The 26,400-nt window shown below is 50.9% G+C and carries 27 protein-coding genes and 1 pseudogene; 14 read left to right on the top strand and 14 right to left on the bottom strand.

The window, feature by feature from the left end; translation table 11 throughout:
• Positions 1-131 precede the first annotated feature (131 nt).
• Genes AAF463_RS20550 through tssD form a run of 3 tightly spaced genes read left to right on the top strand, consistent with a single transcriptional unit; the run spans position 132 to position 1,421 of the window.
• A complete protein-coding gene (locus AAF463_RS20550) occupies positions 132-599 on the top strand; it encodes an STM2901 family protein (RefSeq protein WP_210080204.1) in 468 nt (155 codons plus the stop codon).
• Positions 593-919, top strand: a complete 327-nt coding sequence (locus tag AAF463_RS20545; protein ID WP_210080203.1) for a DUF1493 family protein — start codon at positions 593-595, stop codon at positions 917-919. Before AAF463_RS20550 ends, AAF463_RS20545 begins: the two co-directional genes overlap by 7 nt.
• Positions 920-935: 16 nt before the next feature.
• Positions 936-1,421: a type VI secretion system tube protein TssD gene (gene tssD / locus AAF463_RS20540; RefSeq protein ID WP_192235130.1), complete on the top strand. Its 486-nt coding sequence runs from the start codon at positions 936-938 to the stop codon at positions 1,419-1,421.
• 53 nt (positions 1,422-1,474) lie between these two features.
• On the opposite strand, the gene AAF463_RS20535 is transcribed toward tssD, so the two are convergent.
• Positions 1,475-1,957 carry a cold shock domain-containing protein gene (locus AAF463_RS20535; RefSeq protein WP_101761317.1) on the bottom strand — a complete coding sequence of 161 codons (483 nt, stop codon included), beginning with the start codon at positions 1,955-1,957 and terminating at the stop codon, positions 1,475-1,477.
• Between the two features lie 190 nt (positions 1,958-2,147).
• Between AAF463_RS20535 and AAF463_RS20530 the strand changes: the two genes are divergently transcribed.
• Entirely contained in the window at positions 2,148-2,846 is a 699-nt protein-coding gene (locus AAF463_RS20530) for an RluA family pseudouridine synthase (RefSeq protein WP_350262347.1), read from the top strand.
• 20 nt (positions 2,847-2,866) lie between these two features.
• Here the strand turns inward: AAF463_RS20530 and AAF463_RS20525 are convergent, their stop codons facing one another.
• Entirely contained in the window at positions 2,867-3,406 is a 540-nt protein-coding gene (locus tag AAF463_RS20525; protein WP_101761315.1) for a DUF2058 domain-containing protein, read from the bottom strand.
• A 306-nt stretch (positions 3,407-3,712) separates the two neighbouring features.
• On the opposite strand from AAF463_RS20525, the gene AAF463_RS20520 reads away from it, so the two are divergent.
• Together AAF463_RS20520 and AAF463_RS20515 are read left to right on the top strand one after the other, a co-directional pair.
• Positions 3,713-4,693, top strand: coding sequence for a DUF1852 domain-containing protein (locus AAF463_RS20520; protein ID WP_350262345.1), 981 nt, complete (start codon positions 3,713-3,715; stop codon positions 4,691-4,693).
• Positions 4,694-4,722: 29 nt separating this feature from the next.
• A complete protein-coding gene (locus AAF463_RS20515; RefSeq protein WP_101761313.1) occupies positions 4,723-5,754 on the top strand; it encodes a methionine synthase in 1,032 nt (343 codons plus the stop codon).
• Between the two features lie 60 nt (positions 5,755-5,814).
• On the opposite strand, the gene AAF463_RS20510 is transcribed toward AAF463_RS20515, so the two are convergent.
• A complete protein-coding gene (locus AAF463_RS20510) occupies positions 5,815-7,284 on the bottom strand; it encodes a glucosyltransferase domain-containing protein (protein ID WP_350262344.1) in 1,470 nt (489 codons plus the stop codon).
• Between the two features lie 210 nt (positions 7,285-7,494).
• On the opposite strand from AAF463_RS20510, the gene yajD reads away from it, so the two are divergent.
• Complete coding sequence (yajD, locus tag AAF463_RS20505; RefSeq protein ID WP_137387030.1) at positions 7,495-7,842, top strand: HNH nuclease YajD; 348 nt, start codon at positions 7,495-7,497, stop codon at positions 7,840-7,842.
• 47 nt (positions 7,843-7,889) lie between these two features.
• On the opposite strand, the pseudogene fliD reads toward yajD, so the two are convergent.
• A pseudogene (gene fliD, locus AAF463_RS20500) lies at positions 7,890-9,301 on the bottom strand (flagellar filament capping protein FliD).
• A 293-nt stretch (positions 9,302-9,594) separates the two neighbouring features.
• Here fliD and licT point away from each other — a divergent pair.
• Positions 9,595-10,458, top strand: coding sequence for a BglG family transcription antiterminator LicT (licT, locus tag AAF463_RS20495; RefSeq protein WP_350262343.1), 864 nt, complete (start codon positions 9,595-9,597; stop codon positions 10,456-10,458).
• A gap of 39 nt (positions 10,459-10,497) precedes the next feature.
• On the opposite strand, the gene ascB is transcribed toward licT, so the two are convergent.
• From ascB to AAF463_RS20475, 4 genes are all read right to left on the bottom strand, one after another.
• Positions 10,498-11,892 (bottom strand): 6-phospho-beta-glucosidase, encoded by a 1,395-nt coding sequence (ascB, locus tag AAF463_RS20490; protein ID WP_192235139.1) that lies wholly within the window; start codon positions 11,890-11,892, stop codon positions 10,498-10,500.
• A gap of 15 nt (positions 11,893-11,907) precedes the next feature.
• Entirely contained in the window at positions 11,908-13,776 is a 1,869-nt protein-coding gene (gene bglF / locus AAF463_RS20485; RefSeq protein ID WP_350262342.1) for a PTS beta-glucoside transporter subunit IIABC, read from the bottom strand.
• 214 nt (positions 13,777-13,990) lie between these two features.
• Entirely contained in the window at positions 13,991-14,695 is a 705-nt protein-coding gene (locus tag AAF463_RS20480; protein ID WP_110867163.1) for a YoaK family protein, read from the bottom strand.
• Between the two features lie 64 nt (positions 14,696-14,759).
• On the bottom strand, positions 14,760-16,208 hold the full coding sequence (locus tag AAF463_RS20475) for a sugar porter family MFS transporter (RefSeq protein WP_137387035.1): 1,449 nt from the start codon (positions 16,206-16,208) through the stop codon (positions 14,760-14,762).
• A gap of 242 nt (positions 16,209-16,450) precedes the next feature.
• Here AAF463_RS20475 and AAF463_RS20470 point away from each other — a divergent pair, with 242 nt between their 5' ends.
• From AAF463_RS20470 to map, 3 genes are all read left to right on the top strand, one after another.
• A complete protein-coding gene (locus AAF463_RS20470) occupies positions 16,451-16,636 on the top strand; it encodes a general stress protein (protein ID WP_101761305.1) in 186 nt (61 codons plus the stop codon).
• 111 nt (positions 16,637-16,747) lie between these two features.
• Positions 16,748-16,990, top strand: a complete 243-nt coding sequence (locus tag AAF463_RS20465) for a ParD-like family protein (RefSeq protein ID WP_008106304.1) — start codon at positions 16,748-16,750, stop codon at positions 16,988-16,990.
• Positions 16,990-17,772 (top strand): type I methionyl aminopeptidase, encoded by a 783-nt coding sequence (gene map, locus AAF463_RS20460; RefSeq protein WP_271460289.1) that lies wholly within the window; start codon positions 16,990-16,992, stop codon positions 17,770-17,772. Before AAF463_RS20465 ends, map begins: the two co-directional genes overlap by 1 nt.
• Positions 17,773-17,815: 43 nt before the next feature.
• On the opposite strand, the gene AAF463_RS20455 is transcribed toward map, so the two are convergent.
• Both AAF463_RS20455 and AAF463_RS20450 read right to left on the bottom strand, forming a co-directional pair.
• Positions 17,816-19,381: a methyl-accepting chemotaxis protein gene (locus AAF463_RS20455; RefSeq protein ID WP_210080197.1), complete on the bottom strand. Its 1,566-nt coding sequence runs from the start codon at positions 19,379-19,381 to the stop codon at positions 17,816-17,818.
• Positions 19,382-19,812: 431 nt separating this feature from the next.
• On the bottom strand, positions 19,813-20,307 hold the full coding sequence (locus AAF463_RS20450; protein ID WP_222183016.1) for a DUF892 family protein: 495 nt from the start codon (positions 20,305-20,307) through the stop codon (positions 19,813-19,815).
• 425 nt (positions 20,308-20,732) lie between these two features.
• Here AAF463_RS20450 and AAF463_RS20445 point away from each other — a divergent pair, with 425 nt between their 5' ends.
• Positions 20,733-20,936, top strand: a complete 204-nt coding sequence (locus tag AAF463_RS20445) for a general stress protein (RefSeq protein WP_064740224.1) — start codon at positions 20,733-20,735, stop codon at positions 20,934-20,936.
• A 587-nt stretch (positions 20,937-21,523) separates the two neighbouring features.
• Positions 21,524-21,946, top strand: a complete 423-nt coding sequence (uraH, locus tag AAF463_RS20440) for a hydroxyisourate hydrolase (protein ID WP_350262341.1) — start codon at positions 21,524-21,526, stop codon at positions 21,944-21,946.
• A 37-nt stretch (positions 21,947-21,983) separates the two neighbouring features.
• Here uraH and ftrA read toward each other — a convergent pair whose 3' ends face one another.
• Complete coding sequence (ftrA, locus tag AAF463_RS20435; RefSeq protein WP_350262340.1) at positions 21,984-22,988, bottom strand: transcriptional regulator FtrA; 1,005 nt, start codon at positions 22,986-22,988, stop codon at positions 21,984-21,986.
• 116 nt (positions 22,989-23,104) lie between these two features.
• Between ftrA and AAF463_RS20430 the strand changes: the two genes are divergently transcribed.
• Positions 23,105-24,571: an MFS transporter gene (locus tag AAF463_RS20430; protein WP_350262339.1), complete on the top strand. Its 1,467-nt coding sequence runs from the start codon at positions 23,105-23,107 to the stop codon at positions 24,569-24,571.
• Here the strand turns inward: AAF463_RS20430 and AAF463_RS20425 are convergent, their stop codons facing one another.
• The 3 genes from AAF463_RS20425 to AAF463_RS20415 are packed head-to-tail and all read right to left on the bottom strand — an operon-like array spanning position 24,572 to position 26,314.
• The gene (locus AAF463_RS20425) at positions 24,572-25,120 is read right to left on the bottom strand and encodes a pyridoxamine 5'-phosphate oxidase family protein (RefSeq protein WP_350262338.1); all 549 of its coding nucleotides are present in this window, start codon (positions 25,118-25,120) and stop codon (positions 24,572-24,574) included.
• Between the two features lie 28 nt (positions 25,121-25,148).
• On the bottom strand, positions 25,149-25,724 hold the full coding sequence (locus AAF463_RS20420) for a TetR/AcrR family transcriptional regulator (protein WP_101761298.1): 576 nt from the start codon (positions 25,722-25,724) through the stop codon (positions 25,149-25,151).
• A complete protein-coding gene (locus AAF463_RS20415) occupies positions 25,721-26,314 on the bottom strand; it encodes an NAD(P)H-dependent oxidoreductase (RefSeq protein WP_101761297.1) in 594 nt (197 codons plus the stop codon). The genes AAF463_RS20420 and AAF463_RS20415 overlap by 4 nt, the downstream gene beginning before the upstream one ends.
• Positions 26,315-26,400 lie beyond the last annotated feature (86 nt).

The raw sequence follows: 26,400 nt of genomic DNA, 5'->3' as shown, positions 1-26,400 counted from the left end.
AAACGCTGCCATAGTCTCCCTAAACTCTCCAATAGTTAACCCGCTATTAGTGGTTCCACTCCTCTCTTTTGAACAAAAAATAGCGTTCATCACGTTGTAATCTGGCCGCCTGTAATTCAGGGAGGATGATTATGGATACGGTTGAGCAGCTTAATGGGACGTACTTCTATGCTGGACGTTCGAATCTAACGAGCAGTGAACTCCTTTTTATGATTTTTTGTGAAAAGGTTGTCGAACAATATGGACTGGGTGTTGCTGATTTTTCAGCTGTTGCGGCTATCGTTTCAGGTAGAAATAACTTATCAACGAGAGGGAAGATTGGTGGTAATACCACGAAAGGAACTTCCTATGCCTCTAAGGCTTCACGAGCCGTATTCAAGAAAGCTAAATTCCCTTATGGGATTGAACTTCCAACATGGTTAGGGGGTTATACCCCATGGACTGCAAGGAAAATCTATGTAAGGAATATTGGCACTTTTGTGGGGCGAACCGTTCCACTACTCGGTGTCATTATACTCGCTGCCGATATATCCCAAATAGTTTACTGTACAATCAGGGACTACAACTTTATTGTCTCAGAAGCAGATAAAATATGGTAAGTAATATCGAACAGCAAATATATGATTTCATTCGGCCGTATGCCGGAACCTATTTGTTCAACATTAGAAAAGTGATTCTTACCCATGAGACTGATCTCGATACCGATCTGAGTATTGATGAGTATGAGGTTGAGGAGTTAATGAAAGAGTATTTTACGAAATTTAACGTTGACCCCGCTGGTTTCGATATCAAAGTTTATTACCCGGACATCCCATTTTCCTGGAATCCTTTTAAGAAAACTATTCCAGTTCAGGTTCCCGACTTTACGATAGGAATGTTAATAGAGTCCGCTAAAGCAGGCTGTTGGTTATATAAATAATACAAGGAGAATTGACATGGCAGTTCCAGTTCATATGTGGATTAAAGATGATGGCGGTGCTGTAATTCGTGGTGGTTCTGATGTGATGAACCGAGAAGGGAGTATCGAGCTGAGAGGTATTCACCATAATCTCAGCATTCCCACGGATAACAGCTCCGGCAAGTTGACTGGAACCCGGCAACATGCTCCGTTTCAGTTCGAGAAAGAAATTGATTCTGCCTCCCCTTATCTTTACAAGGCAGTAGCCACAGGCCAGACGCTGAAAGCTGCGGAACTCAAATGGTACCGCATCAGTGACGCCGGTCAGGAAGAAGAGTACTTCAACATATTAATGGAAGACGTAAAGGTCATCTCGATATCGCCGATCATGCATGACACGCGTAATTGTCCAGGAACCGGGCATATGGAAAGCGTTGCGCTGCGTTACGCGAAGATCACGTGGAAATATGTTGATGGAAATATTCAATTCACCGACGCATGGAACGAAAGGCCAACGGCATAATTAATGCGGAAATCCTGCGTGAGGATTTCCGCTGAGAATTAATCACAATATCTTCACACCTTAAGCATTTTCACCGTGGCATCAATATCAATTTCATCCGCCGTGAAAATCAAAGTCGTTCCCTGAAAGGTGGTTACCGCCAGTTTTTTCAGTGAGCGCGTTTCATCCGGCTTAACGTCTGTTTTCGGCTTGATGCTATTCATCAGAATACCTACCGACAGCACGGTATTCTCTTTATCGATGCGCGTTTCAACCGGCACGTCTTCGCTGTAAACCACATAAGATTTGATCGAGGTGAGCTTCAGGCGCTCGCCGGCAATATAGATGTATTTGCTCTCAGGCGAGACCTTCACCGCATACGCTGACAAACCTTTATTATTGGTGGTGGGTTCAAAGGTCACCGCCGCGTCTTTCTTAATCAGCTCAGGGTTAGCGACCTTAATCACATGGAAATAGCGGTTATCGCCATTTTCATCTTTGATAAATCCAAAACCTTTATCCTGAAACCAGGTTGTGATCGTTCCGTTCATCGCCATTGCCGCCTACCTAATCGTTATCTACTCAGTTTTTTCAGCGCGCAGTGTAAAGCACATTGCCTGCGCAGACCACGTCTTTGCTTTAAGTCTGGACGATAAATTTCGCCTGAGCGAATAGACACATGCCCGGATTCGCCAGTTGCCGCAAAATTCGCTATTATCCGCATCCCTTAGCCAGCCGGGCAGCCTGATGTCTACGATTATCGATACCTTTATTGCCCCGCTATGCCTTGAAGAGATTGAGATTCTCTACCAGGACGATCATCTGCTGCTGATCAATAAACCTGCTGGTCTGCTCAGCCTGTCGGGGAAAAATCCGCGCAATCTCGATTCTGTGCATCATCGGTTAGTGAAGCTTTTTCCCGGCTGCACGTTGGTGCATCGTCTGGATTTCGGCACATCAGGGTTAATGGTGATTGCCCGCAATAAGGCGATCAATGCCGCAATTTGCCAGCAGTTTAGCCAGCGCAGCGTGACCAAGATTTACCGCGCACTGTTGTGCGGGCATCTGCATGAAGACGAAGGTGTGATTGACGCGCCGATTGCCAAAGATCCGACGCTATTTCCGTTGATGTCAATTTGCCCAATCAATGGTAAGCCGGCTCGCTCACGCTATCGGGTGATTGAGCGCACTCAGCACCTATTGGAAGATAAGACGTTAATGCCATTAACGCGGGTGGAACTTACGCCAGAGACTGGACGCACCCACCAGCTGCGTATCCACTGCCAGCTGTTGGGCCATCCGATTTTGGGTTGCGACCTGTATGGCGGTCTTATGCTGGCGGGGACCGAACACATCCCGCGTCTGATGTTACACGCCAGCGAGTTGAAGTTTGTTCATCCGGTCAGCGGCGAGTGCCTAAACGCCCGGTGTGCCTGCCCGTTCTGACAGCGCAACCGGCATTGTGCTTACCACATTAAATCATCAGGCACTTTGAAATCAGCGTACGGATCGTCTTCATCCTGCGCTTCCTGACTCAATGCACTATTCAACACGATGCTGTTCGCATCACGCTGCGCAATTTTATCGGCGACGCTGGCAGGAATAATCGCGTATTGGCTCTCGCCTTTGCTATCGACGGCCAAGCGCGCAATCGCCAATCGGCCATTAATCAGTTGTGTCTGCGTTTGCTTATCAACGTCGATTTTTTTGATCAGATTATTGTCGGTGAAATTAAAACCAATATTGCCTTTAGAGATATCGATTTTGTTCATTTCGATCAGCTGCTTAACCTGCGCTTTGTACTCTTTCGATAACGCCGCTTGCTTTTGCTGTTCGCTCAACTGCTTATCACGCTCAAGCTGAGCCTTTTTGTTCTCTTCCACCGCTTCTCTGGCCTCACGAGCCTGAACGCGTGATTTCTTAGCGGTTCTCTGGACCTTGTCCATTTTTTTGCTGCTGACTAAGCCTGCTTTCAGCAGCTGCTCTTGTAAGGTGAGTTTTGCCATTGTCGTGTCTTAACCGGTTAAAAATTTGTGGAAGAGTATACCTTTAATTGTAGAGCCTCTGCCAGGTTGAACAGGCTAGCTACAGTGAGCGCCGTTCATCCTCCCCACCACATCATGAAATTCCTTCATGTTCGATGAAATTAAATCACTTTTTTTCAACCAGTGACTCAGGCATAAAAGTACCATTGTTAATAACTTAAAATAATATCAAGCCTGCTGAATGAAAGTACCCTGCAAAAGCATTGGGAAATTCTGAAATCCAGCGACAGCAAGGCTTTTTATTGGTAACCGGGATAGCAGACTAAAATGAACAACGCCTTTACTTTTACGGTTAAGAGCCTTCGTTTCGACGAAAATTACAATCCTTCTGGCAATACACGCATCACTACCAACTTTGCCAATTTGGCGCGTGGTGAGAAGCGTCAGGAGAACCTGCGCAATGCTTTAGTGATGATTGATAACCGTTTCAATTCACTGGCGCATTGGGACAACCCTAAAAGCGATCGTTACGCGGTTGAGCTAGAGATTATTTCTGCTGAGCTGAATCTGGGTGCTGAGGGCAACAACAGCACCTTCCCGGTGATCGAAATATTGAAGACCAATATCGTTGATAAAAAAACCAACGAACGCATTGAAGGGATTGTTGGAAATAACTTCTCTTCTTACGTGCGTGATTATGATTTCAGCGTTTTATTGTCTGAGCACAACAAGAACCATACTGAATTCCGCACGCCAGATAATTTTGGCGATCTGCATGGCAACATTTTCAAGCACTTCGTTAACTCAGAAGCTTACAAAGCGAATTTTAATAAAGCCCCGGTTATTTGCCTGAGCGTATCCAGTAAAAATACCTATTACCGCACCGGTAATGAACATCCGGTATTGGGCATTGAATATCAGCAGGATGAACTTTCTCTGACTGACGAATACTTCGGCAAAATGGGCCTGCGGGCACGCTATTTCATGCCGGCAAACAGTGCTGCGCCTCTGGCCTTCTATTTCCATGGCGATTTACTCAGTGATTACACCAATCTTGAGCTGATTAGCACCATCAGCACCATGGAGACGTTCCAGAAGATCTACCGCCCTGAGATTTACAATGCGAATTCTGCAGCTGGTAGACACTATCAGCCAAGCCTGAGCCATCAGGATTATTCTTTAACGCGAATTGTTTATGATCGAGAAGAACGTAGCCAACTGGCTATTGAACAAGGAAAGTTCACGGAAGAGCGCTTCATCAAGCCATATCAAACTCTTCTTGAGCAATGGTTTACTCCCGTTCTTTGATTACCGATAAAAATATAAGGTCACCTGCTATGAAAAAATTATTACCGACTTCCACTGCTGGTAGTTTACCGAAACCATCGTGGCTGGCTCAGCCGGAAACGTTGTGGTCACCGTGGAAATTGCAAGATCAGGAATTAACCGACGGCAAACAAGATGCGCTGCGTTTGTGCCTGGACGATCAACAGCAGGCAGGAATTGATATCGTCAGTGACGGCGAGCAAACCCGCCAGCACTTCGTCACCACCTTTATTGAACATCTCAACGGCGTAGATTTTGAGAAGCGCGAGATCGTTAAAATCCGCGATCGTTATGATGCCAGTGTGCCAACCGTTGTGGGTCCGGTGAGTCGTCAAAAATCAGTATTTGTTGAAGATGCAAAGTTTTTACGTCAGCAAACGGATCGTCCTATTAAATGGGCACTGCCGGGTCCAATGACCATGATCGACACGCTTTATGACAACCACTATAAAAGCCGCGAAAAACTGGCATGGGAATTCGCTAAAATTCTCAATGAAGAAGCGAAAGAGTTAGAAGCGGTGGGCGTCGATATTATTCAGTTTGATGAGCCGGCATTTAACGTCTTCTTCGACGAAGTGAATGATTGGGGTATCGCAACCTTAGAAAGAGCCATTGAAGGGCTGAAATGCGAAACCGCAGTGCATATTTGCTACGGCTATGGCATCAAAGCGAATACCGACTGGAAAAAGACGCTGGGCACAGAATGGCGTCAATATGAAGAGATATTCCCTAAACTGCAAAAGTCGAATATCGATATCATCTCACTGGAGTGTCAAAACTCGCATGTGCCGATGGAGTTGATGGAACTGATTCGCGGCAAAAAAGTGATGGTTGGTGCTATTGACGTGGCAAGCAATACCATTGAAACGCCAGAAGAAGTTGCAGCAACGCTGCGTAAAGCCCTGCAGTTTGTTGATGCTGATAAACTCTACCCTTGCACCAACTGCGGCATGATTCCTCTGCCACGCGGTGTGGCAAGAGGCAAGCTAGATGCATTGAGTGCAGGTGCAGAAATTGTTCGCAAAGAACTGTTGAATAAATAACATCAGATAAAAGCTCAGTCCGGGATTATTACCCACCCGCAACCGGACTGAGCCGCTGAATTAAGGTTTATTAATCTGCCCACCCGATTTTCTAAAATCAATCACCATCGTTTGCCCATCCTGAAAGGCGTCATAATCGGGTCCCTGCGCCAGAACCTGACGCGGTTTAATTACTCTCATTTCATCCGTTGCTTTCACCGCTTTCAATCTCAAACCTACATGTTTGATCAGCGCCAGCCATATCCACGGTTCAGACTCACCCAACATTTTCATGCGGATATGTTCGATGATGGGGAAGTTACGAATATTGGTTTGTACTTCTGGAGCATCATTCAACTGCCCAATAAAGGCAAGTGAATCAATCGATTGGGCAGCGGGAGCAGAAAGCGTGATTTTGATCTGATTCATCACCTCCATTTGATAACGTTGATCGTTAACTACAGTGTTAAAAGTGACCAGCATCACCACCAGATGATAAAACAGCAATATCGCACTCAATCCCGCCAGCCAGCTTCTTATTGCAGGTAATGAATAAACGGCTACATAGAAACAGAACAGGAAAGTAATGCTGCATGCGCCCAGCATACGCGGTGCAAATAACGGCGTGGCTAAGGCCAATGAAAGCCCGGGGATGGCGATGATGACGATCAATCCCGCACTGAACAGCATTAAGACCGCACTTAGCGTCAACTTCTGCTGCTGTTTTAAGTTTCGAACCATCACAATAAGGCCTGAAAACATTATCAGCATAGGCAGCCCTATAAATACCATCATGCCGCGCGGATAGGCGCTGAGAAAAAGGTCACTGAACGCCTTAATAGTGTTGATAAGGACTTGCAGAGAATCGGAATTCAGTGATAACAGCTTGCTGTGTTTCATGCTGTACCAGTCGATCTTCACCGGCAATAAATAATTCATCGCGAGTTTATAAGCCAGGATGGCAATGCCCAGCGCCACTATTTTCCCGCACAGCCACTTCCAGCTGGATTGATCATTTACCAGTCGAGAGACGACCAGCAAGGCTACGCAGGCAATATAGACATTGAGCCCTGGCTGATAGAGTGTCTGAATCAGCAATAATATCAGCGCCGTGTAAACGATCTCCTGAAAAGGCTTTGCGCGATTAACCATGCTTGCCAGCATGGCGCCTGCAAATGACAGAAGTATGGTGAGACTGTCATAGGTATAGAGCATTCCCTGCGTCAGAAAGGGATTAAGAATGATAAATAGCGGCGGGAGAAATGACCAGAAACCCGCAAGCGGAATTCTCAATCTTTCCGTGAAAATTACCGCAGCAATACTTAGCGCCAGCAATCCGAGCAGTAAATTAAGCGGAGAAATATCGCTGACCGTATCACCAAAAGAGATCAGGGATTGTAATAACCAGGTGCCCGGCCTCCCGTTACTTAGCCATGTTGATCTATCCCCATCTAATATCCGGTAAAGATCATCCCGATAATAAATTTTGTTAGTCCATAGAGGGATGGTGGCCAGCAATGCCACCATCATCGTCAAAGCGATACGTTGCATCCGGCTTACCGACGGAGAATCATTAACGGGCATCATTTTATGAGTGAATTTCCATCGAACGGGGTCGGGCGGCCTTTTATTTCCGCGTAGTTACAAACTAGTGTAGGCGGTTTTTTAGAACGGATGCTCAGGAATGATAAACATCATTGGCAGCTGCGGGATGTGCAGATAACATGTCGCTTTATCTCTTTCTAACAGGTAACGTCTGCAATGGCTCTGATCCCTAAAAACTACTCGCGGCTGGAAAGCGGCTATCGTGAGAAAGCATTGAAAATCTATCCGTGGGTATGCGGCCGCTGCTCGCGTGAATTTGTTTATTCCAACCTGCGCGAATTAACCGTTCACCATATCGATCACGACCATACCAATAACCCGGAAGATGGCAGTAACTGGGAGTTGTTATGCCTCTATTGTCACGATCACGAGCACTCGAAATACACCGAAGCGGATCAGTACGGCACGCGTGTTGTGGCGGGTGAAGATGCGCAGAAGGATGTTGGTGAAGCCACCTATAATCCTTTTGCCGATTTGAAGACCATGTTGAATAAGAAAAAGTAAGGCTAGTTCAGAAATAGCGATCGCCATTTATGGCGACCGCGTTACGCTTACTTATTGGTCTTTGTACTATTGCTGAACTGCTCGGTGAGATAGTTGCTGGTGTTATTCAGCACGCTGACCATCTTATCCAGATTGGTGAACTGCTTTTTATACCGCGCAATCGTGTCATCAATACGTTTGCTGGCGGTATTGTACTGATCTGTTAGCGTATTCAGTTTTTTACTGATCGAATCCGTCGCGCCCTGCAACACACCTTTACTGCTGAGAAATGCGGTGAACGTGGTGTTCAGCACCGTCGAAACACCGGTTTTTTTGCCATCACCGACAAACATGTCCCGAATCGCTTCTGGTTTCACTTGCAAGCTGGTGGTCAGTTTGGTGGCATCCAGCTTAAGTTGGCCGTTAGTGGGATCGGTAGTAATGCCCGCCTGAGATAGTGTTTTATAAACACCTGAACCCGAGCTGTTGGCCAGAATACTTTTCAGTTGCACCTGAATATTACGCAGTGTGCCATCACCGAGTAGCGCTCCATTCTTCCCGTCCGGATCTTTACCCGCATCCACTGGCGTGTATTTAGTCAAACTCGCCATCGTATCCTGCAGCGAGTTATAGGCATTCACCCAATCGGTAATGGCGGTTTTCGCCTTGTTGGTATCGCTGCTCACCGTCAGCGTTTGGTTGCCGCTGGTTTCATCGTTGAGCTTTAGCGTGATGCCTTCCACCGCGTCGGTGATAACGTTGCTGCTGCTCTCAATCGCCACATTGTTTACGGTCAGCTTGGCATTCTGCGCCTCGACGCTTTGCGCCATGCCGCTGCTGGCCGCATCTGATGCATCAAAGCCGATAAAATCCTGCAAGGTATCATCGCCGGTCACGCTCAGCGATTTCACCGCATTGGCGGTGCCGGATGCCGATGATGTCAGCGACAAACGGTATTCCGTGGCGGATACCTTGATCAGGCTTGCAGTAACGCCAACGTCGGATTTGTTGATGGTGTCACGAATCGCCGAAAGCGAAGTCTGATCTTTGGTTAGCGTAATACTCTTCTCTTTACCTTCCGCGTTAACAAATTTCAGGGTTCTGGACGCGGCATCGCTACCTATCGCCGCTTTGATATCGGTTTTTGTCTCGCTGGTTAGCGTCTGGAATTGCGCCAGTTCTGCACGCTGATGGTGTATTTTCCCGCCAGCGCATTGCCGTTGGAATCGGCGCTAAACGCACTTGAACTGGATGCTGTGGTCGTCGAAGTATAAAGCGCGGCATCGTTTAATTTATTGTTAGCCGTCTGGAAGGTCTGAATCGCGGTTTTAAGGGTGCCGTAGGCGGACAACTTCGCGGTCGCAGCGGATTGTTGTTTGGAAATCGGTGCCAGCGATTGTTTTTCTGCCGCGGTCAGTTTGTCGAGAATGGTGCTTAAACCCAGTCCTGAACCGACGCCTAATGTTGAAATCCCAGTCATGTCCGCAACTCCTGTTAATTTAACGTTACGGTACTATCGACAGCCTTAACGCAAACTTTATAGAAATTTGATCATTTCCTTACGCTATCCTTACATTCATTAAATTGCGCCATCAACGCATCTGATTCATTGCGCTGGAAATATGATGCGTTTCACATTTAACTGTCGCTCTGCTTGTCGGGAAAGCAGAGCCGATTATGATCTGGCGAGATTGTTACTGCGTTCAGCGCAGGCAAAACCTGACACGCCGTCCTTCCGGTGGGTCAGGTTTTTTATTTTCAGGGCAAATAAAAATGAAAATCGCGAAAATCCTCAACAATAATGTCGCGGTGGTGCTGGGCGACAACGGCAAAGAACAGGTGGTGATGGGACGCGGTTTGGCGTTTCAGAAGCGCGTTGGCGACGAACTGGATGCACAGCAGATCGAAAAAGTGTTTGCGCTGCAAAGCGACACCTTAACGGGCCGGCTCAGCGAACTGCTGTCGGATATCCCGCTCGAGGTGATCACCACCAGCGAACTGATTATTGCCAATGCGCGTCAGCAACTGGGCCAGCCGCTGCATGAAAGCCTCTCCATCGCACTGTGCGATCACTGCCATTTTGCGATTGAGCGCCACCAGCAAGGCATCCCGATTCGTAACGTGTTGAAGTGGGAGATCAAAACGCTCTATCCGAAAGAGTTTTCCCTCGGTATCGAAGCGCTGGCGCTGATTCACAAACGGCTTAGCGTGGAGTTACCTGAAGATGAGGCCGGATTTATCGCGCTGCATCTGGTGAATGCGCAGCTTGGTAGTGATTTCGCCGATGTTTCTCACATCACGCAATTTATGCAGGAAATCCTGCATATCGTGAAGTATCGCCTGCAGCTGGATTACCGCACAGAGAGCTTGAGCTACAACCGTTTCGTCAACCATCTGAAGTTCTTTGCGCAACGCATGTTGGGCAAACGCGGCGTGTGGAGCGAGGATGAATCTTTACATGATGTGGTGCGCGACAAATATCCGCTCGCCTATCAATGTGCAGTGAAGATTGACCAGCATATTCAGCAGAAATACCTGTATCAGCTCTCCAGCGAGGAACGCATGTTTCTCACCATTCATATTGAGCGGGTACGCAAAGAGACGCTTGCGTTGCAGGATGATGCGGATGAGGCGTAAACCAGGTGCGCATGATTGCGCACCCTTCATTCAACTCACTTATTTCAATGCTGCACCATGGCTACGAATCACGTCCTGATACCAGAAGAAACTCTTCTTACGTGAACGCGCCAGCGTGCCGTTGCCCGCGTCATCGCGATCAACGTAGATAAAGCCGTAACGCTTGGAGAACTCGGCTTTTGACGCGCTGACCAAATCAATCGGCCCCCAGCAGGTATAACCCAATACCTCGACGCCATCTTCAATCGCTTCACGCACCTGCACCAGATGATCGTTGAGATACTGGATACGGTAATCGTCGTTAATTTGCCCGTCCGCTTCCACCACATCTTTGGCACCAAGCCCGTTTTCCACGATGAACAGTGGCTTTTGATAGCGGTCATAGAGGATGTTAAGCAGAATGCGCAACCCTTCAGGGTCGATCTGCCAACCCCAATCGGAACTCGGCAGATGCGGGTTCGGCACCATCGAGAGAATGTTGCCGCGCGCTTTCTGGTTCTCCTCTTCGTTAGTGGTGACGCAGCCGGTCATGTAGTAGCTGAAGGAGATGTAATCGACGGTGTTTTGCAGGTCGCGCTTATCGGCATCGGTGATCTCGATGCTGATGTTACGATCGGCGAAGAAGCGCTTCATATAGGCCGGATACGCGCCGCGCACCTGTACATCGCCAAAGAACAGCCATTCGCGGTTCTGTTGCAAGGTTTCCAGCACGTCCGCCGGACGGCAGCTCAGCGGATAGAGCAGCGCGCCCAGCAGCATGTTACCGATTTTGCCGTCCTTAACGATTTCATGGCAGGCTTTCACCGCGCGCCCGCTCGCCACCAGCTGATGATGAATCGCCTGATAGATTGCCTGCTGATCGCTCTCTTCCGCCAGACCTACGCCGGTGAACGGCGCGTGCAGCGACATGTTGATCTCATTAAAGGTCAGCCACAGCTTCACCTTGTGCTGGAAGCGGGTGAACACCGCGCGCGCATAGCGTTCGAAGCAATCAATGGTGATGCGATTGCCCCAGCCGCCATACTTTTTGATCAAGCCATACGGCATTTCGTAATGTGACAGTGTCACCAGCGGCGTAATGTTGTATTTCGCCATCTCATCGAACAGGCGATCGTAATAGGCTAATCCCGCTTCATTGGGTTCCGCTTCATCACCCTGCGGGAAGATGCGCGTCCAGGCAATCGAGGTACGCAGCACGGTAAAGCCCATTTCGGCGAACAGTTTGATGTCCTCCGGGAAGCGGTTATAGAAATCGATGGCGGTATCCTTGATGCCAAAATCGTCATCGCTGCGCTCGACGCGTGCACCAAATATGCCCTTGGGTTGCAGGTCGGAGGTTGATAAACCTTTGCCGCCTTCCTGATACGCGCCTTCAACCTGGTTTGCGGCAACGGCGCCGCCCCATAAAAATCCGTCCGGGAAACGTTTAGTCATCTGTTTGCTCCTCTATTATTTCAGCACGGCCAACAACGGAGCGCCTTCGCTCACCGCCGTGCGGCTCAGGGTTAACACATCCACAAAGTCATCGCTATTACTCACCAGCACCGGCGTAGTAAGGTCAAAGCCTGCGGCTTTAATCGCATCGAGATCGAACTCTAGCAGCAGATCGCCAACCTTGACCGGCTGATCGTTCGCTACTTTGGGAGAGAAATAGTGTCCATCAAGCTTCACGGTATCGAGGCCGACGTGGATCAACACTTCTGCGCCCTGCGCCGATGTCAGGCCAATCGCATGGCCGGTGCGGAACATTGACGACACCACGCCATCGATCGGCGATACCACGCGGCCCCGCTGCGGGATAATCGCCGCGCCTTTACCGAGCAATCCGCTGGCAAAAGTTTCATCTTTAACCTGATCGAGCGGAATCACATCGCCCGCCATCGGACTGACCACGCTTTCGCGGCGCGTCAGGCTGGTGGGCGGAGCAACCGCTGCCGGCGGCGCAACCGCTTCGGTTGCGAGCTCGGTCAGACCGAACAGATAAGTGCTGACGCAAGCGAAGATAAGCGCCACCGCCGCACCGGCAAATGCCGCCAGCACGCTGGCATCAATGCCGCTGTTTGGCACCACCTGAATAAAGGTGAAGACACTCGGGAAACCAAAGGAGTAAATGGTGGTGTGCCAGAAGCCAAGGATCGCCGCGCCCAAGGCGCCACCGATGCAGCCGAAGATAAACGGACGACGGTGCGGTAGCGTCACGCCATATACCGCCGGCTCGGTGATGCCGAAGATGCTGGCGGTAAAAGCCGACCCCGCCATCGCTTTCAGTTTCGCTTCGCGGGTGCGCAGGAAGATGCCGAGCGTGGCGCCCGCCTGGCCCAGCACCGCAGGCATCAGCAAGGGCAGTAGCGTGTCGTGACCAAAGTTGGCGAGGTTGTTCAGCATGATCGGCACTAAACCCCAGTGCAGACCGAAAATCACGCACACTTGCCAAATCGCGCCCATCACCGCACCCGCAATCATTGGGCTCAGGCTGTAAATCCACAAATAACCTTCGGCCAACATGCGGCTCAGCCAGGTCGCCGCCGGACCAATCGCCAGAAACGTCAGCGGCACGGTGATCAGCAGGCAGCACAACGGCGTAGTGAAGTTACGCACCGCGCTGGGAGAACGCGGATGCACCCAGCGTTCAATCAGGCTGGAAACCCAGGCCGCGAAAATAATCGGAATCACCGACGAGCTGTAGTTCAGCACTTCGAGCGGGATGCCGATGAAGGTCAGCGCATTGCCCTGCTGCTGCTGTTGCAGCACTTCGAGAATCATTGGATGCACCAGCGCAGCGGCAATCGCCATGCTGACAAACGGATTACCGCCAAATTTTTTACCGGCGCTGTAGCCGAGCAAAATCGGCAGGAAGTAGAACAAACCGTCGCTGGCAACAAACAGCACTTTGTAGCTGCCGCTGTCGGCACTCATCACGCCGAGCACCAACGCCAACGCCAGCAACCCTTTGATGATGCCGGTGGCGATCATCACGCCGATAAAGGGGGTGAAGATGCCGGATACCAGATCGATAAAGCGTGCAAATAAGCCTTGCGGTGCAGCGTTATCTGCGGCCTCGCTCTGATTATCCAGCCCGTGACGTGACGTGAGTTCGCGATACACTTCCGCTACCTGATTGCCAATCACCACCTGATATTGGCCGCCGCTCTCCACCACCATGATCACGCCAGGATTGTCTTTTAACGCCGCAGTTTGCGCTTTTTGACTGTTTTTTAGTTTGAAGCGTAAGCGCGTGGCGCAGTGCATCACGCTGATGATGTTCTCTTTGCCGCCAACACCGGCAAAGATGTCATCCGCTAGTTCCTGATATTGCATCACTCTTTCTCCTGAACAATGCCCTAAACTCATGCCCTGAATTTCGCGCAAAAAAAAACCTGAGACGCGCCCTCTTCAACTGAAAAAGGGCGCGTCTCAGGTTTTGCCTGCCGAACAGTAACAATCCTTAACGGGCGCTATCATGCTAACAGCGCGGAAAAAGTGGCAAGCAGTTTTAGCGAACGATGCGGAAAACTGTGAAGCTGCTCACCGATCAGATCCGTTTCAGTGCCGCTAAAGCCAGCACGCTGAGCAGCGCACCGATCACCATCAGCAGCAGATAACTCATCCACTGCAGCAGCCAAATTCCCAACACACCGCCGCCCAAAAACGCCAGCACGGTGTAAAAATGCAGCTTAAGCCGCTCAATGTAGAGCGGCGCATCTTTGGGGGATTCTTTGCGGCGCAGCACATCAAACAGCATCGCCAGCTCAATGCCGATATCGGTCGCGGTGCCAGAAACGTGCGTGGTGCGCACGCGGGCGTTGGAGATGCGCGTCACAACGGCGTTTTGCAATCCCATCAAAAAACTCAGGCTCAGCACCAGCAGCACGCCAGAGCCGCTAAAGCGAAACCAGCTTTCAATCACGCCGAGCAGCAGCAAAGCGATGCCTTCAATCAGGATGTTGATGGCGTAGATGCCGCGAATCTGGCGCCGTCTGCCGGAGTTAATTATCAGCGTTGAGACAGAAGATCCGGCGATAAACAGCAACACGATGAGCAGAAAAAACAGGCCGACATGCAGATTGGCTTTGGCCAGATGGTCGGAAAGTGAGGAGACATTGCCGGTCATGTTCGCCGAGAAGAAGCCGACCGTTTCAAACGCTGCGGTGTTAAGTGCGCCCGCAACGGCGGCCAGCGTGCAGGCCAGACGAATGTCGGTATTGAAGGTGCGCGTGTTCTCGGCGGTGATTAGCATGGGAAATCCTGGCCCGGTGAAAGATGCGTATCTTCCTCCCGTGACCAGGAATTCTCAAGCGCCGCTACGCGGTTTGCTGATCCTGCTCCTGCTCGCTGAACCGCTCGCGCATCTCATTTTCGATCTGCTCGAGCGATTTGCCTTTGGTCTCCGGCAGCATAGTGATCACGAAGATCAGCGAGCCGACGTTGATGGCTGCAAAGATAAAGAACGCGCCATTGCCGGTGGCGGAGAGCAGCGGAGGGAAGGCAAATGCCACCGCCGCGTTACAGATCCACTGGAACGAAACGGCAGCGCCGGTCAGCACGCCGCGCACTTTCATCGGGAACAGCTCCGACATCAGCAACCAGTAAACCGGCGAAATGCACATCTGCATAAAGAACAGGAACACCAGGATCGCCGCCAGCGCGAAGATGCTTTGCGTCATGTCTTGTGGCATCAACAGCAGCACGCAGCCGAGTGCCAGCTGCATGGCGATCACTACCGACAAACCGGTCATCAGCATGGTGCGACGACCAAAACGTCCCACTGCTTTGATGCCCACCATGGTCGCCAGCACCGAAACAATCCCGTTACCGATGGTCGCCGCAATCGAGGCGTTGGTGCCCATGCCGGTGGTTTTCAGAATCACGGGCGTATAGTACATAAAGGCATTCACGCCGGTGAACTGGATAACAATGCCGAGCCCCGCGCCCACCAATAACAAGCGAAGAATCCATTTCTCTTGCAGCAGTTCACGCGCTGACGGCCCCTGACGCGCCGCTTTAGCGTGCTGGCGCATCTCCGTCATCTCCTTTTTCACTTCGCGTGGCGTTTCACGCAGTTTGTGCAGGATACGGCTCGCTTCTTTGATGCGCCCTTCTGCCACCATCCAGTGTGGCGACGCTGGCACAAAGAAGGTGCCGATAAACAGCAACGCGCCAGGAATCATCGCCATCGCCAGCATATAACGCCACAGATGCGGATCGTTAAGCGTGAAACTCATCACCGCGCTGACCACATAAGCCAGCAGCTGACCGGAAACAATCATCAGCTCGTTGCGGCTCACCAGCGGCGCACGCCGTTTTGGCCCGGCAATTTCGGCAATAAACACCGGTACGGTTGAGGAACCGCCACCCACCGCAATCCCCAGCAGAAAACGCATCGCCACCATTACGTGCAGGTTTGGCGCTAAGGCGGTACCAATCGCGCCCAGCACAAAAATCAGCGCCAGAGAACGCAGCGTGATGCGTCGGCCAAAGCGATCGGAGAAATAACCACTAAGGAAAGCACCCAGCGCGGCACCGAAGATCAGGGATGAAGTGACTAAACCTTCGGTGAACGGTGTGAGGTCAAGACCGCCCTGATCAGGCGGCAAGGTCATAAACGGCAAGGCACCCGAGATAATCCCGGTGTCATAACCAAAAGCCAGCGCACCCATTGTCGCTACGAGTACCACAAAGAAGATGCGCTGTTTAACGGTGAGATTACTTAGCGCTGAATCGTCGTCACTATTTTGCTGCGATGTGTCCATTCCTGTTCCCTGCATATTGAACGCGCCTTATAGCGCAAAGGTTGAAACCCAAAAGGCAGAAGTATAGTCAGGAATTGTAAAATGTGACGAAGGTCACTATTAATTCGACAAATTTCATCGCGCTTAATGATCATTTTCAATGATCGGCGTTTACGGCCTGGCTTTAACGCAACGGCGAACTAAAATTGCAGCGTGACTAGCTAGTCCTCAAATCTAACGGAACATTGATAAGAGGTCTTCCTATGAACAAACAGAGCTACAGAGGCGGCGCAGGGAATTTTGCTAACGATCCAGAACGTGCGAAAGAAGCTGGCAAGGCGGGAGGCAAAGCCAGTGGAGGCAACTTCAGAAACGATCCTGAACGCGCCGTTGAAGCGGGACGGAAAGGAGGCAAGATAAGTCGTCGTCCTCCAACGAAGTCTGAGTAAGGCGCCTTAGGATTTTGTCCGCCATGGATTGGCTTCACCCCTTTTTGCATATCCCAGCCTAAAACGGTAACCTATATACATATCACATACGATTCATATATAGGTTGCACCATGGGCATCGTAAAAATCTCTGACTTAATGCATGAGAATCTGCGCATCGCCAGCACGGCGATGAGCCGTTCCATCAATGCGCAGGCAGAACACTGGATGAAGATTGGCATGCTGGCCGAGATTTATCCGTCACTCAATCATCAGGAATTGACGCGCTTGCTGATGCGCGTTGAACGCGACAGCGGCGCGGATTTAGCGCAACTGCTCGACCATCCTTTATTCACCTCGCAGGGAATCGCGTAATGAGCATCAAACTGCACACCGCTGAAGAGATCGAACTGGCGCGTGCCGCCGGACACGCCGCCGCTAAAGTGCTGGAGATCATCACTCCGTACGTTAAACCGGGCGTCACCACCAATGAACTGGACGCGATTTGTCATGATTACGTGGTAAACGAGCTAAAAGTGGTGCCAGCAAATATTGGCTATCACGGTTACAGCAAAACGACCTGTACGTCAGTGAATCACGTGGTGTGCCACGGCATTCCGGGCGAGAAAAAGCTCAAGGATGGCGACATCGTCAACATAGACGTCGGCATCATTAAAGATGGCTGGTACGGCGACACCAGCCGCATGTATTACGTTGGCCAGCCGTCGGTGCGCGCCAAACGTTTGGTGGATATCACCTACGAATCGATGGTGGCAGGTATCAAAGTGGTAAAACCGGGCGCGACCTTAGGCGATATCGGGGCGGCCATTCAGCAGGTAGCGGAAAAAGCCGGTTTCTCGGTGGTGCGCGAATATTGCGGTCACGGCGTCGGCGAGGTGTATCACGGCGATCCGCAGATTCTGCATTACGGCACGCCAGGCACGGGATTGGCGTTACAGGCGGGCATGATTTTCACTATCGAACCGATGATCAACGCGGGTAAAGCCGGCACCAGTGTACTGTCCGATGGCTGGACGGTGGTCACCAAAGACCGCTCGCTGTCAGCGCAGTGGGAACACACCATCGCCGTGACCGAAACCGGCTTTGATTTGTTGACGCCGTGGCCAGAAGGTACCGGCGAATATCCGGCAATTTAAAAAAAGATCCAGAACGCATATGCCGTTCTGGATCACCCTCGCATTAAGCGGTTTGACGCAGCGTAAACACGCTTACGCTATTCACCATATTCGCTGCCTGCTCGCTCAGCATCGCCGACGCCGCCAGCGATTGTTCCACCAGCGACGCATTCTGCTGCGTGGTGATATCAATCTGGCTAATCGCGGTGTTGATTTGGCTGATGCCGTCTGCCTGCTCACTGCTGGCCTGATTGATCTGCACCAACAACTCTTTCATCTCAGCCACGTTCGACATCATGCCGTTCATCAATTTATTGGCATCCGTCACCATATCGCGCCCATCGGCAATACGCGTGGACGACTCCTCAATCAAATTACGGATCTCATGCGATGAGGTGGCGGTTTTCTGCGCCAGCGCGCGGACTTCCTGCGCCACCACGGCAAAACCGCGACCATGTTCACCCGCGCGTGCGGCTTCTACCGCAGCATTGAGCGCCAGAATATTGGTCTGGAAAGCAATGGAATCGATCAGGTTGATGATCTCCGCCATGCGGCTGGCAGAATCATTGATTTCGGCCATTTTGCTGGCGACGTTGTCCATCATGCTGGCATTGCGTCCTACCGTGGTTTCCGCCTTAGCGGAGAGATCGGCGGCAACGTGGGTATTATTACGCGTGTTGCTAATGGTGGCACTGAACTCCTCCACCGAGGCCGCCGTTTGCTCTACCGAGCTGGCCTGCTCTTCCGTACGCGCCGCGAGATCGTTGGTGCCCGACATGATTTCGCTGGCGCCGCCGGAAATCTGTTCTGCGCTAATGCGAATATGGCTGACAATATCCGACATCTTTTCCTGCATCTGCTGGATGGCGTTAATTAACTGTCCCATTTCATCCTTTCGCTGTTCATGAAAATCAGAACTGAGATCGCCATCCGCCACTCGACCAAGAAAGGCGATCACTTTTTTCAATGGCACCGTAATCGAGCGAATAATAATCCAGCCAATAAATGCTGAAAGTAAAATAGCCACCACAAAAATAATCAGCATTGAAATTTTCGTTTTGCCGTATGACGCCATAAAATTATTATAGGAGCCATCCATTTGCTGCTCTTGCAGGGTAATAAACCCCTCAACCTCATCGATATAATTTCTTTGCGCTGATGCAAGCGTTGAAAAATAGAAATTTACTGCTTTCGTTACATCACTATTCACTAAATCGAAGAATACATTTCGCTCTTTAAGGAATTCAGATCGCTTCACTTCCACACGCTTGAGAAATGCGATTGATTCATCATCGGTAGCCAGCTTATTTAACTGCTTATAGGTTTCGGTAATTTTTTTCGAGGCATCCTGAAGATTGCTCTGAATCGTTGTCCGGCGTTGCGCATCAATCGGGCTCAGCAGCAGCGCCTGCTGCTGCACCGTTACGTTGATCTCATCAATTAATCGGTTGCCCAATGCAATAGTGGGGTAATCGTCTTTCATCATGCCATTAACGCCGGTCTCCGCTAAGAACAGCGAATTTAATCCGAGTAACGCCACTAAAAGTAGCATCGCGATATTGAGCATAGAGGATATTGTAAGTTTGGTTCGCAACTTTACATTACGTGAAAATCTTTGAACTACGTCCATTTAGAAACCTCAATGATTTTGATTGAAAAGTAGTGAAGACAATAATGTTGTTTTAAAAAAAATAGAAGAGGCTACGGGCGTTTATCGGCAGCATCTCTGCTGTTATCGTCAGCAATTTCATTAACATTAGAGACGATGATTGATAGAGTCACATTTCAAATATCAGACGCGGAGTGTTATTTTGCTGAAATCGATTTCATTGATCAGTTCCATTTACTGATAGGGAATAACATAAAATTCTAAGCCTGGTTTTTTTGCTTAATTTAGAATAAAGGTTCTCGCCAGGCTAACAAATAGCAAAGAATGATCCTGATTTTATTATTTGCAGCAATTTGACTAAGGGAAAACAGTTAGTTTCTCTGTAGCGTTTAACCTGCAAGCCAAATTGAGCGGTCAGCAGAGCAAGGCTGCCGACCACTTATAGTTATCCGTCAGACTGCGGCTACCGCGCTATGCAAAATGGCCTCGTTCGCCACGTCCGGCAGCTGATGAAGAAGCCAATCTGCCATCTGGATTTCATGTTGCAGGATCAGCTGGAAAGTCTTAATACCTTTGCTGTCCGCCGCCTGTTGCGCTGCGGCCAGTAATGCGGTGTAGGTTGCCACTTTATAGTTACAGAACACGTAGCTGCTCACCGCAATGCGCACGCCCTCTTCATTGCGCAACATATCGCTCGCGGCTTGCCCAACGATCGACAATCGTCCTAACGCGTCTTTCAGCGCTGACCAGTTACTGTCGTAGCGTTTCAAAACGTCTTTCACCCACTGCTGCTGTTCAGCGGTTTGTTGTGCATATTGCTTCATACGTGCCTGTAACAGCGGGAACTCCTCCAGCCGCAGCGTAGCTGCCTGCAGCAAAGGCTCTGCATGTTTTTCCATCGCATGCGCATCGCGCAGCCAATCCAGATATACAAATTCCTTGGTCATCAATTTGCTCCGGTAGTGAGAAGAACATCGACAGTTAGCTGCCTGATGGGTATGACATCAGCTCATTTAGGCTAATTGAGCAAAATAAGCGAAGCGTTAATTTAGGCTAAACAAGAAGATTAATTAAACGTAGCAAGCAAGCGTCAAGCTGCAAGTAATGCGCGCAAGAATTGCGATTGAGGTTATAAGTAAATGTGCTTACCGCTTCGCTTATTATCTGGCTAGAGAAGCTTTCTTTTTAATGTTAAAAATCTTAAGCACGTAACTAATGGTAGTTACATTTAGAGAGAAGTGAAAATTTAACTGGAAGTAACATAAGCAAGCCTCTTAGAATTAAGACTTACGAGAAACCCAGGCTTGAAACTGGAAAAAATGGCACTACATTTATTTTGCATCATGTTGGTATTTAAAAAAGAGGAGAACCAATGACGGACGCTAAGAAGCTACCCGATGAGGAAGAAAAAAAGCCGCAACGTCGTGGTGGTGCAGGCAACTTCGCAGAGAACAAGGAACGCGCGGCTGAAGCCGGGCGCAAAGGCGGTCAGGCTAGCAGCGGTAACTTCAAAAACGACCCGGAGCGCGCCATTGAAGCAGGAAGAAAAGGAGGGAAAATCAGCCGACGCAAATAACATTCTTCCCAAAAGAATAAACATCTAACATCGTTTTACTTCTGCACAACACTCTCCTGATACTGTATTTACGCTTCGCTTAAATACAGATTTATCCATGTCAGGAGGGTTATTTCCAGCTAAAAATCCGTATAATCGATTATTTCTTGATCAACTTCAATTTATTTACCGCTTCGCTTATCCAGGCTTTACCCTTCGCTTATTAACCACAAAATTACATTTGCAAGCTAATAATAAATGCCTGACTCAAAATTATATATGTACATGTTACTTAAACTGGTACAACTTTTAGAGAAGAATTCTGACAGATGACTCAGAATAATCGGAGGTGGATTAGCGTAGTTGTCGCTCGCTGGTAATTAAATTAACCGCCATTTGCACTGAGGGAGTGACAACAACAATGACCTGCATTACGTATGCTCGCCCTTCATGGCAACCAGGTTTGCATCAATGCCCGCTAAGATGTCAGCACTTGGTAGATTGCTCGTCAGATCTCAGAAATTTCACATTTAGTCTTATCAATTATGATTTTGTTGTCGAAGCATCCAGGATTGCAGCACATTCACCTGCTTAAAAAGGATATTTTAATGAAAACTCTCTTTACCTCAGCCAGCGCCATCCTGATTGCGACCAGCCTGTCAGCGGGAGCAGCACAACCGGCAGCACCAAAAAATCCGCTCAGCGTACATGTTTTGAACCTGCAAACAGGCTCGCCGACAGCGGGTATTGAGGTTGAACTCGATCAGAAACAGGATAATAACTGGGTGAAATTAGCCAGCGGCAAAACCGACAGCAACGGCAGGATTAGCGCGCTGTTCCCGGAAGATAAAACCGCCAGCGCAGGCAGCTATCGCGTGGTGTTTAAAACCGGTGACTATTACAAAATGAACAACCAGAAAACCTTCTTCCCGGAAATTCCGGTCGAGTTCAATATGGAAACCACTGGCGAGCACTACCATATTCCGCTGCTGTTGAGCCCGTTTGGTTATTCGACTTATCGCGGGAATTAAATGTAAAACGGTCGCCTTAGACGGCGACCCACGGAATCTATTGTGTTATCCCTCTTTCACTAAATGACTTGCGCCAGTTGGTCGGGGTAGTGTTGAGCCGCTGTCTGAAGTGATGACGTAAGGTTTCTGGCGATCCAAATCCCGCCTGTTCAGCAACCTGATCAATGCTCAGCTTGCCGCTCTCCAGCAGTGCGCAAGCTTTTTCCAGCCGCACGCTCAACATCCATTCTCCCGGCGTGGTGCCGGTGGCGTCATGGAAACGGCGTAAAAAGGTGCGGCGGCTCATGCCAGCTTGCCTGGCGAGTTGATCAATCACCAGCGGCGCATTGAGGTGATTACGCAAATCATCGAGTAACGGCGAAAGATTTTTTGCCGCGCGCTGCGGCACCGGCTGCTGAACCAACTGCGCCTGATTGCCTTCGCGCAGCGGCGGCGTCACCATGCGGCGCGCAGTGCGGTTTGCCACTTCAATCCCATAATCGCGGCGAATCAGATGCAGGCACAAATCCACACCCGCTGCGCCACCCGCTGACGTAATGATGCTGCCCTCATCAACATAAATCATACCGTGCTCAACCTGCACCTGCGGGAAGCGTTGCGCCAGAATCTCGGTGCTGTTCCAGTGTGCGGTCGCGCGCTTACCATTTAGCAATCCGGCAGCGCCCAACACGAAACTGCCTGCACAGATCGAAACAATACGCGTGCCGTTGCGATGGGCTTTTTGTAACGCGGCGACAAGCTGATCCGATGCCGGTTCATGTACGCTGCGCCAGCCGGGTATTACGATGGTGCCCGCTTCTTCCAGCAGCTCAAGTCCGCCGTCGACCACCAGCCGCACGCCACCTTGCGCGCCGAATACACCCTCTTCCACCGACGCCACGCTCAAATCGTACAAAGGCTGGCCGAACACTTCGTCGGCGCGCCCGAAAGCCTCAACGGCGATGCCGAACTCAAAGGTACACAGACATTCATACGCCAGCAAAACCAGTCGGCGGTTGAACGGTGCAGGTGAACGGCCATGAAGCGGAGCAATCATTTGCATTTAAGGTCACCGGAGAAATTGGCACGATCTTGACGATATATGGCATGCAGGCAGATTTCCACTCGCACGCCAATCTTTCATGCTGGCACGCTCTTAACGTATCGCAGGGATTGAGTATGAAGAACATGTTGGCGCTGATGGCGGTTTGTCTGGCTGCATTGATGTCGGGACTGGAGATATCCAGCGTACCGGTGATTTTACCGGTGCTGGAAAGGGAGATGCACGCCAGCTTCCGCGAACTGCAGTGGATAATGAACGCCTATACGCTGGCCTGCACCGCAGTGCTAATGGCCACCGGCACGTTGGCCGACACTTATGGACGCAAGCGCATCTTCATCATCAGCATCATCGCCTTCGGCGTGACATCGGTGATGTGCGGACTGGCGGGCAATGCGCTGTGGCTGATTGTCGGACGTTTGCTGCAAGGATTAAGCGGTGGCGCGATGTTAACCTGCCTGATTGCGATTCTGTCGTTCCAGTTTCCCCAGGGCAAAGCGCGTAGCCGTGCGTTCGCCGCGTGGGGCATTACCTTTGGCTTTGGGCTGGGATTCGGACCCATCATCGGCGGCATGCTAGTTGCCTGGTTTAGCTGGCAATGGGTGTTTCTGGTACACGGATTTATCGCGTTGCTGACGCTGATCCTCGCGCTGAAAAATGTGGTCGAATCGCGCGATGCTGAAGCCCAAAAGCTCGATCTCAGCGGCCTGATTACCTTATCGCTCAGCGTGGTCGGCGCCACTTATCTCATTACGCAGGGCAGCAGCCTCGGCTGGAACAGCGTCGTGGCAAACCTGATTTTGCTGGTTACACTACTGAGCGCGCTGCTGTTTGTATGGATTGAGAAGCACCATCCACATCCGATGTTTGATTTCTCCGTGTTCCGTATCCGCGCCTTTTCCGGGGCATTAATGGGCTCGATTGGCATGAACTTCAGCTTCTGGCCGCTGATGATTTATTTGCCGGTCTATTATCAAAGCGGCCTTGGCTACAGCAGCATGGCAACCGGTTTGGCGCTGCTGGCTTACACTTTACCAACCTTACTGATGCCGCCGCTGGGCGAGAAACTGGTGGTGCGCTTTGGCGCGGCGCGCATGATTCCGCTGGGATTATGCACCATCGGCGCGGGCTTTATGTTGATGAAGTTCGCCGTGGCGCAGCAGATGAGTTTACTGCCAGGCGCGCTGCTCGCTGGAATGGCGCTCGGACTGACCAACACGCCAGTGACCAACACCACAACCGGATCGGTACCGGGTAATCGCGTTGGCATGGCGTCGGGGATTGATATCAGCGCGCGCCTGATTACGCTTGCCATCAATATCGCGCTGATGGGCAGTTTGCTGGTGGCGGGCATTGCGGCGAGTTTGCAACGCATTATGCCGGGACAAAGTGATGTGCATTCGCTAGCCGAGCGCATCGCCGGCGGCGGCGAGGTTTCATTGAACCACGATATTGCCGCGCAGGTGCTCACCGACGGTTTTTCCGACGTGCTGTTGTATGGCGCGGCGGGCGTATGGGGGTTGGCGCTGGCAAGTTTTCTGCTGTTTAACGTTCGTCGCAAGGCGCAGCAACAATGCACGCCTTAGTTACGGATGCACCCTTTTGCTGCTGACTAGCGCGCCGTCGTCGGTGTAATTCAGCAACGCTCTTTGATTATCTTCCCGCGCCAGCAGGCACCAATCCAGTTGGGTAATTCGGATTAGCAACACGCCAAAATTATCCTCGGCGTTGCCGGGATGGGTGGATGTGGTTTCGATCTCGCTTCCCGGCGCAGCGCCAGCATAGGTTTGCTGCGTCCGGCGTGATAATCGTTGCCACGCCGCTTCAGCTACTGCGCTGTGCGCGGCGTGCAGCTCAACCGTTCCCTGCAACCGCAGCTGCGTTTTTGCGCTGTATCCCAGAACCGTAACGTCTGAATTAACCGCCAGCGCCTGCCATTTCGGGCTGCGCATATCGGTGTGCAACTCCAGCGTGCGTTCGACGCGGTCAACCGCGCGCAGCACCAGCGTCCTTGCCTGCGGCTTGCCCTGTTGATCAACCGACGCGAGCGTTAAGAAGTGAAAACCGGCATCGGGATCGCTTGCGCCGGTTTCCAGTTGTTGCCAGCAATCGCTATCAATCTCGCGTAATGACATCTGTTGTTCCTGTTGGCTGGATAAAAGGTTACTGGTGACGTTCCACCAGCGCCAGAATCAGCGCCTGAAGTTCGGCTAATCCTTGCTGCTGGCTGATGTCACCGCACACCACCGCATGGGAAATCGCATCGGCGGCGCCTAACATTCCCCACATGCTGGCTTGCGGCAACGTTGCCTCCGCAAACCAGCTGCGGAATTTTTCAATGAAATCGAGCTGATATTTACGTTTCACTTCCGCCAGTTCCGGCGTGCTATCGAGCGCCGACAGCACATCGGGAATTTCACGTCCCTGCGTTAACACGCAATCGACGTAACTCGACGCCACCACATTAGCCCGCTCGGCAAGGCTGGCACCGGCAGCGTGCATCGCCGCCTCGATAATCGCGTTCTGGCGCAGATCAAAATCTTCATACAGCGCCGCGAGCAGACCGTGGCGCGTGCCAAAATGATCGTAGACCACCGGTTTACTGACGCCCGCTTCTTCCGCCACGCGTCCTAACGTCAGCGCATCGCTGCCCTGCTCGCGCACCAGGTTCCACGCCACGCCAATCAGTTGCTGACGACGCGCCTGATGCGTCATGCGCTGGCGAGTGGGTTGATTCATGCCATTTCCTTCACGTTAAAAAGTCGCTGTCCGAGTTGGTTTGCCAGCGTGTAATGCGCGTCGGGATAATGTTCATCGGTTGGCAGCAGCAATTCGCTGGTCACCACCGGCGCGCCGCAATAGCCAAAAATCCCCTCATCGATCTGCGTGCGCATGCTGCTGAAATAGCCCCGACGCACATAGGTGCGCTGGCTCGCCGCGCCCAGCGCCAGCAAATGCACCTGCAAATGGCCGAGCTTTTTCACCACAGTTTGGCCATCATCATCGTACGCCCAACCTTGGGTGAAAACGCGATCGATCCAGCCTTTCAGCTGCGCCGGAAACGACCACCAATAGATGGGATAAACCAGAATCAATGCATCGGCGCGATCCAGACGTTGCTGTTCCGCCAACACATCTGTCGGCGATGGCGCACCACTTTTGAACTGATCGAAATCGGCCTGATTGAAGCGCGGATCGAACTGCTCCGCCGCCAGATCGGCAATTTCATAGCTGTGGCCACCAGCAGCAATTCCTTGTGCCACCTGCGAGACGATGTGGTGCGTGTGTGAATGTTGGTCCGGGTGAGCAGTTACGATCAGAGCATGCATAGCGACAACCTCCGTTATGAGTAAGCTACTAGTAGTAACTTACCATTGGTAGGTTGTCAATTTTACTGCGTTCGTAACAGGTAAAA

The organism is Pantoea sp. BJ2 (assembly GCF_040255075.1).
Classification (GTDB): Bacteria; Pseudomonadota; Gammaproteobacteria; order Enterobacterales; family Enterobacteriaceae; genus Pantoea; species Pantoea leporis.
Note: the sequence above shows the minus strand (reverse complement) of the source record. Positions and strands in the feature narration are given on the sequence as shown.